Here is a 6,329-nt window from a genome sequence, read left to right as displayed (position 1 = left end):
CCGCCATGTCGATTAACGAGCATGGCGGTTTTTTATGGTGTGCGGCTCGATAAATCGAGCCCACACTAGGTTCAACTTAAGACTTTTTAACGAAGCACGTCAGGATCACAATGCGAGTACCGTTAACACGGCCTTCAATGTGCTCTGGGTTGTTGGTCAAAGCAATGTTACGCACAGCTGTGCCGCGCTTAGCCACAAAGCTAGTGCCTTTCACGTTTAAATCTTTGATGATCACGACCGTATCGCCAGCGTTAATCACGGCACCATTACTGTCTAACGTTGGGGTAGTGTCGTCACCTGCGGCGGCAACTTCAGCATCGCCCCACGCTTTTACATCGTCTTCAAGGTAAAGCATATCCAGTAAATCTTGCGCCCAGCTTTCGCCATTTAAGCGCTTAAGCATACGATATGACATCACTTGAACTGCCGGTACAGGGCTCCACATGCTGTCGTTCAGACAACGCCAGTGGTTCATGTCCATGGTATCCGGTGCCGCAATTTGGCCACTGCAGGTTTCACAAATCATGATCTCATTGTCACGGCCATCGGAGGCTGGCAGATCATAAATAGAGAGTTCGATCTCGCTGCCACACAGTTCACACTTGCCGCCACAGCGACTTAGCAATTCATTTTCAGTCATTTTTCTGTTCTATATGCCTAGTAAAACGCGGATTATGCCATAAACGGGCTTTTTTCGGCAGGGGGCTGAGGCAATATAACCCTATTTTTTATAAGTTTTATAAACCGCGCCCACACTGCCTTGGTGATTAATCTTTAAAATTCATAGGCTAAACTCAAGCGAACATCGCGCCCAGCAGCTGGGATCCCATCGGAGAGAAACGGCACCACTTGCAGATTGGTGAGGTTTTTCACCATCAAACGCACGCTTAAGCCCTTTAAACTGGCTTGAGGTTCATAGGCGAGATACAGGTTCTGCAGAAAGTAATTTTCGCTCGGCGACTCGGCATTAAAGATATCGCCGTGGGGAACATTAGTTTGTGCATCATACCAAGCACCCTGCCAAGCCACTGAAATATCATCGGTAATATACATGCCTAAACGCAAACGAATATCGAGCGGCGCCATGTTGGCTAAATACTCGTCGTCATCTTGGCTATCTCTGAGTGACCCATTGTGTTGCCCTTGCAGCCATGAAACCGCCAGATCACTGAACACGTCTTGATAGCGATATTGGGCCTCAAAATCAGCACCGTAAATATGGTAACCATCAAGATTGGTGTAACCGCTTTGAATTAACTGGGTTTTATCAGACTTAGCCCCACGGCGCTGGGCGATATCATCGCGGCCTAGGTTGGCAAACAGAGTAAGCTGCGTCGTCAGCGCATCATCGTTGGCAAGCAGATGCTGGTGCTGTGTCATCAAGCCTAGCTTGAAGGCATGTAAGCGTTCGACATCGATGTCGCTACTCGTGCCGGTAATGCTGGCTTTGGCGTATTGCACGGCATAAATCTCATCCACCACAGGGGCTTGCAAGCTATAGGCGTAATCAAAGTTTAACCGAGCGTAGTTTGTCAGTTGATAATCTATGCCTAATCTTGGTGAAAACCCCGAGTGGTGAGTCGAGCTATAATCGTGACCCGCGCTGATGTCGTTATAATCTGGCGCAATATTTGGCCGACCTATGCTGTAGATAAAGTCATATCGCAGCGAGGGAGTGACGGTTAAGTCGTTGGTGAGATGAATCGCATCACGAACATACACGGCATAGGTGTCTTGGCGACCTTCAGGTTGATAATAAGGTGTGTACCAGCCAAAGTTTTTCTCAGGATTCTTCTCATAACTCTTGTTAAACACAAGCGAAGTACGGTCGAGACTGCGGTACTGTAATCCTGTGGTGATCTCGTGATCGCCAATCAAACTCAAATTGTTGATATCAATATAATCACGTTTGTAATCTAGCCAAGATTCGTGGCCGAAGTTGCCTACGGAAACTGTCATTTTCTCCCACGCAATATCGGGTCTTACCCAGTGGCGCGCATTCGCCGAATGGGAGATCACCACTTGGGTATCAATCTGCGGATTGCTCGGCGAATAACGATAATTGGCAGACCAAGTGTTGTCTTCATAGGTGTTATAGGCGGTTGTGGCATACAGAGCCTGCTCGTAGGAGCCGTACTTTTTGATGTTGTAGTCTGAGATGGCAGGCATAGGGCCACGGCGATTAGCCCAAGGTTTGCGGCCCTCATCGAGATAATGGGTCACGCTCAAGGCCAGTTGGTGATCGCCCTGCTCATAATCAATCTTGCCTAAATAGTTATCTTGCTCATAGCCCGAATATTCAAACTCATCGCCATTGGCTAAAGTCACATCCCCCGCATCACGGCGCGTAAGGTGTAACAAACCCGATAAATGCGGATTCACCCGGCCATAGACAGTTCCCGTATAACCCATAGCGTCATTATTACTGGCGTAGCTGGTTTTGACTCGCGCGCCAACCGCTTGATCGTATTTAAGAAAATCATCGGCCGATTTAGTGACCACATACATGGCCCCACCAAAACCGCCATTGCCCGAGCGCACATCATGGGCGCCTTTAATCACTTCCACTCGTTTGATGAGATCAGGATCGAGGAAAAATGAGCCATAGCGATACTGCTCAAATCCCACCGGAGCATTATCCACATATACGTTAAAATCTTCGGTCTCGCCAAAGCCCCAAATATTAATCCGCTCACCGCCGCTGCGGGTGCCACCATCGATATGGGCCCCCGCCATATCATCAATCACTTCGGCGAAGGTCGTCGCCTGCATCTCCTCGATTTGTTCCATGGAAATAATCGCTTCACCAGGTTTAGCGACTGTGATGGCCCTACGATATTGCTGCCCATGAACCTGTAGGATTTCAATTGGCTCAACCTTAGGCTCGCCCAATACCTCAGCGGCGTACAACGGCATTGAGGGCAATATACATAATCCCATAAGCGACAGATTTCTATTCGCTTTCCACTTCTCAAACTTAGGCAGGCAACCCATTTAACGTCTTCCTATTAACAAACTAATCTAAAAATAGGGCGGCATTATAGGCACTAACGAATAAGATAAGAATAGTTCTCACTTGGCTTTACGTGTAAATAACGGTCTGGTTGAAAACAAGATAGAAACGGTACGCTTCAAAAAATTTAAGTGAAGATCTTGCCTAAGGATGGCAGTATGACTGCCATATTTGATAGCCTTTCATCCTCTATAGAGTGTACGACCTTGAAATAGTTGAATATACGGCAGTTCGCCCTGCTTGCATCTCTAGGCTGTTGGCACTCGTTTCACATGCATTAATAAGGTTCACCGATAATGGCCACGCTCACGACTAAAATGCCTATTGCGACTGGTGCAACGTTCAGCGCTGCAAGTTTGCAATTTTTAAATCAACTGGCGCAAAACAACTCCCGCGACTGGTTTAAAGCCCATCAGGCGGAATACGAAGAAACAGTGAGAGCCCCAGCGCTACAGTTTATCGAGCAAATGCAGCCCAGTATCCTCGCCCTCTCGCCTCGGCTCACTGCCGTACCGAAAAAAGTCGGTGGCAGTCTTATGCGTCCCCAACGAGACAGCCGTTTCAGCAAAGATAAAACGCCCTATAAAACCAATGTCGGCATTCAATTTCGCCATTTTCAGGGCAAAGACGTGCATGCGCCGGGACTGTATTTACACATTGCCGAAGATGGCTGTTTTATTGCCGCAGGGATTTGGCACCCAGAATCGAAAGCCTTAAATGCCATTCGCACTTGTATCGATGAAAATCCCAACGGCTATAAAAAAGCGCTACAAACCTTGCAGAGTCATGGATTTAACATGGACGGTGACAGCTTAACTCGACCACCAAAAGGCTTTGATAAAAACCACCCTATGCTGGCCGAGCTAAAACGCAAAGATTTTATCGCCATTAAAAATATTGCTTTTGAAGAACTCTGTCGCCCAGATACCACTAACTTCTGCGCCGAGCAATTTGCCCACTGCTCTCAGTTGATGGCCTACCTGTGTTTCGCGCTGGATTTGGATTTCTAGACAATAGGATTTTAAAAATAGATTGCTAAAAGCAACATGGCCTAGGCGAAAAACCTAGGCCATTCAAACTACAACTTGCACCTTAAATGGCTTAATTTGCACTTAAACTTTTGTATTTAAAGTGCCCAAGTAACTCTGTAAAACTGCAAAGGCATTGTCTAGCAGCTCATATTCACCCGCTTTACCTAACACCCTAATTCCTTGTAATTGCAATACTAAAAATGCAGCGACCTGATGTGGTTGTACATGGGGGAGTAGCTCGCCTCGCGCTTGGCAATCCCGTAACACTTGGGTGAATGAGGTCTGTAATCGACAAAATAATCGCTGACATTCCTGCAGCACACTTTCATCGTTAAGGCTCTTTTCAAGCACAGCATTTTGCATAAAACAGCCATACTTTTGCTCCCGCTGCAAAGCAACAAAGCGCGCTAAATAAGCTTCTATTTCAGCTAAGCCCGCTTTTTCATGCAGCAAAGTATCTGAAGCGCCAAAGGAGTAGTTATCGAGGTAGAAACTGAGGCACTCACGATAAAGATTCTGCTTGTCGCCGAAACTGTTATAGAGACTAAATCGATTAATGCCTAAATGGCCGACGAGATCGGAAATCGAGGTTTCGGCAAAGCCCTTTTGCCAAAAAAGCTCCATCGCCAATATGAGTTTTTCTTGCCGATCAAAATTACAACTCCGTGCCATAGCCTGCGACCTAATCTCTTGAATACGCGTTCACGTTCAGCTTCACCATTCCTCTTTACTACAGAAAGTTGAGGGGTAAATCATTCTTGACTGTTCGTTTAGATATGGCGTAAATTCTAACCTAACCGAACGTTCAGAAAAAGCCTTATATGCCCGAATCGAGCATAAAGCACTGATAAAAACTACAGGACTTTAGATGAAACTCTACGAATTAGCTCCGACTCCCAGCGCGCGTCGCGTCGGTATTTTTCTTGCGGAAAAAGGCATAGCAGTGCCAAGAGTGAACGTCGATATCCGCGGAGGAGAGAATTTAAGTACCGAATTTAAAGCCAAAAGTGCAAATGGTCGCATCCCACTGCTCGAACTCGATGATGGCAGCTACCTGTGTGAATCTGTAGCCATTTGCCGCTATTTAGAAGAGATCCACCCGAGTGAGCGTTCACTGTTTGGTAATACACCACTTGAGCGCGCCAAAGTAGAAATGTGGCAACGCATCATAGAGTTACAAGGATTAATGGTCGGATTTCAAGCCTTTCGTAATTTAAGCGGTGTCTATAAAGACAGGGAAAATTGTGTCGAGTCTTGGGGCGCAGAATCACGCCAAAGGGTCATTGACTTCCTACCAAGCTTAGACCAACAATTGAGCAAGTCAGCCTTTGTGGCAGGCGATGCATTCAGTATTGCCGATATTTCGGCTTACGTTTTTATCAGTTTTATTAAAAATTTAGACATCGAAGTGACTGATAACTTGCCGCATATCAAGGCTTGGTTCAACACTATGGCGCAGCGTCCTGCCATAGTATCGTTAACCCCTAAAAATAGCGGCGCTAATGCCTGATGATGAATATTCATGGACACTAAAGTGAGTAGCTATAAGCGTTATAACCTAAAGGAATCATCATGATAGATTTATACACAGCCGCGACCCCTAACGGTTTTAAAATTTCCATCGCACTGGAAGAAATGGGACTTGAATATCGCGTCCATAAATTAGATTTCAGCACCAGTGAGCAAAAACAGCCAGAGTTTATCGCCATCAATCCCAATGGTCGCATTCCCGCCATTATCGACCGCGATAACGAGGATTTTGTGGTATTCGAATCGGGTGCGATTCTGCTGTATCTCGCCGAAAAAACAGGTAAATTCCTGCCAGCCGATCCTAAAAAGCGCTCACAGGTGATCCAATGGTTAATGTTCCAAATGAGCGGCGTCGGACCCATGATGGGTCAAGCTAACGTATTCTTCCGATACTTCCCTGAGAAAATCCCCGCAGCCATTGACCGTTATCAAAAAGAAGGTCGACGTTTATTCGAAGTCATGAATACTCAACTCGCGACAAATCAATATCTTGCTGGTGACGAATACACGATTGCCGACATTGCCACTTGGCCTTGGGTACGTATCCACGAGTGGAGCGGCATCAATATGGAAGGTTTGACCCATTTGCAACGTTGGTTAGATGAGTTAGCGCTCAGACCTGCGTGCCAAAAAGGCATAATCACGCCGCCACCGGTGGAAATGAGCGATGAAGAACGGGCTAAGCAAATCCAAAAGATGGTGACGAAATAGTCATCTGCTAAGCGGTCATTGCGCGAATAGCCTGCAAATAACCC

6 protein-coding genes are annotated in these 6,329 nt (G+C 46.5%); 3 read left to right on the top strand and 3 right to left on the bottom strand.

Going from position 1 to position 6,329, the window contains the following annotated elements:
- Positions 1–76: 76 nt before the first annotated feature.
- Positions 77–640 carry a PhnA domain-containing protein gene (locus NE536_RS16810; RefSeq protein WP_006080922.1) on the bottom strand — a complete coding sequence of 188 codons (564 nt, stop codon included), beginning with the start codon at positions 638–640 and terminating at the stop codon, positions 77–79.
- Between the two features lie 134 nt (positions 641–774).
- Positions 775–2,994, bottom strand: a complete 2,220-nt coding sequence (locus NE536_RS16805) for a TonB-dependent receptor (protein WP_261273403.1) — start codon at positions 2,992–2,994, stop codon at positions 775–777.
- A 315-nt stretch (positions 2,995–3,309) separates the two neighbouring features.
- Here NE536_RS16805 and NE536_RS16800 point away from each other — a divergent pair, with 315 nt between their 5' ends.
- A complete protein-coding gene (locus tag NE536_RS16800; protein ID WP_261273402.1) occupies positions 3,310–4,023 on the top strand; it encodes a DUF2461 domain-containing protein in 714 nt (237 codons plus the stop codon).
- A 102-nt stretch (positions 4,024–4,125) separates the two neighbouring features.
- On the opposite strand, the gene NE536_RS16795 is transcribed toward NE536_RS16800, so the two are convergent.
- Complete coding sequence (locus NE536_RS16795) at positions 4,126–4,716, bottom strand: TetR/AcrR family transcriptional regulator (protein WP_261273401.1); 591 nt, start codon at positions 4,714–4,716, stop codon at positions 4,126–4,128.
- Positions 4,717–4,912: 196 nt separating this feature from the next.
- On the opposite strand from NE536_RS16795, the gene NE536_RS16790 reads away from it, so the two are divergent.
- Positions 4,913–5,554, top strand: a complete 642-nt coding sequence (locus tag NE536_RS16790) for a glutathione S-transferase family protein (RefSeq protein WP_261273400.1) — start codon at positions 4,913–4,915, stop codon at positions 5,552–5,554.
- A 62-nt stretch (positions 5,555–5,616) separates the two neighbouring features.
- Positions 5,617–6,285 (top strand): glutathione S-transferase family protein, encoded by a 669-nt coding sequence (locus NE536_RS16785; protein WP_011790070.1) that lies wholly within the window; start codon positions 5,617–5,619, stop codon positions 6,283–6,285.
- Positions 6,286–6,329 lie beyond the last annotated feature (44 nt).

Source organism: Shewanella septentrionalis (assembly GCF_025370265.1).
Taxonomy (GTDB): Bacteria; Pseudomonadota; Gammaproteobacteria; order Enterobacterales; family Shewanellaceae; genus Shewanella; species Shewanella hafniensis.
The sequence above is the reverse complement of the archived record's forward strand: the minus strand, read 5'-3'. Positions and strand labels throughout refer to the sequence as shown.

Bases quoted from the DNA above. Each gene is read 5' to 3' on its own strand.
- NE536_RS16810 (WP_006080922.1), bottom strand. From the start codon at position 640: ATGACTGAAAATGAATTGCTAAGTCGCTGTGGCGGCAAGTGTGAACTG.
- NE536_RS16805 (WP_261273403.1), bottom strand. From the start codon at position 2,994: ATGGGTTGCCTGCCTAAGTTTGAGAAGTGGAAAGCGAATAGAAATCTG.
- NE536_RS16800 (WP_261273402.1), top strand. From the start codon at position 3,310: ATGGCCACGCTCACGACTAAAATGCCTATTGCGACTGGTGCAACGTTC.
- NE536_RS16795 (WP_261273401.1), bottom strand. From the start codon at position 4,716: ATGGCACGGAGTTGTAATTTTGATCGGCAAGAAAAACTCATATTGGCG.
- NE536_RS16790 (WP_261273400.1), top strand. From the start codon at position 4,913: ATGAAACTCTACGAATTAGCTCCGACTCCCAGCGCGCGTCGCGTCGGT.
- NE536_RS16785 (WP_011790070.1), top strand. From the start codon at position 5,617: ATGATAGATTTATACACAGCCGCGACCCCTAACGGTTTTAAAATTTCC.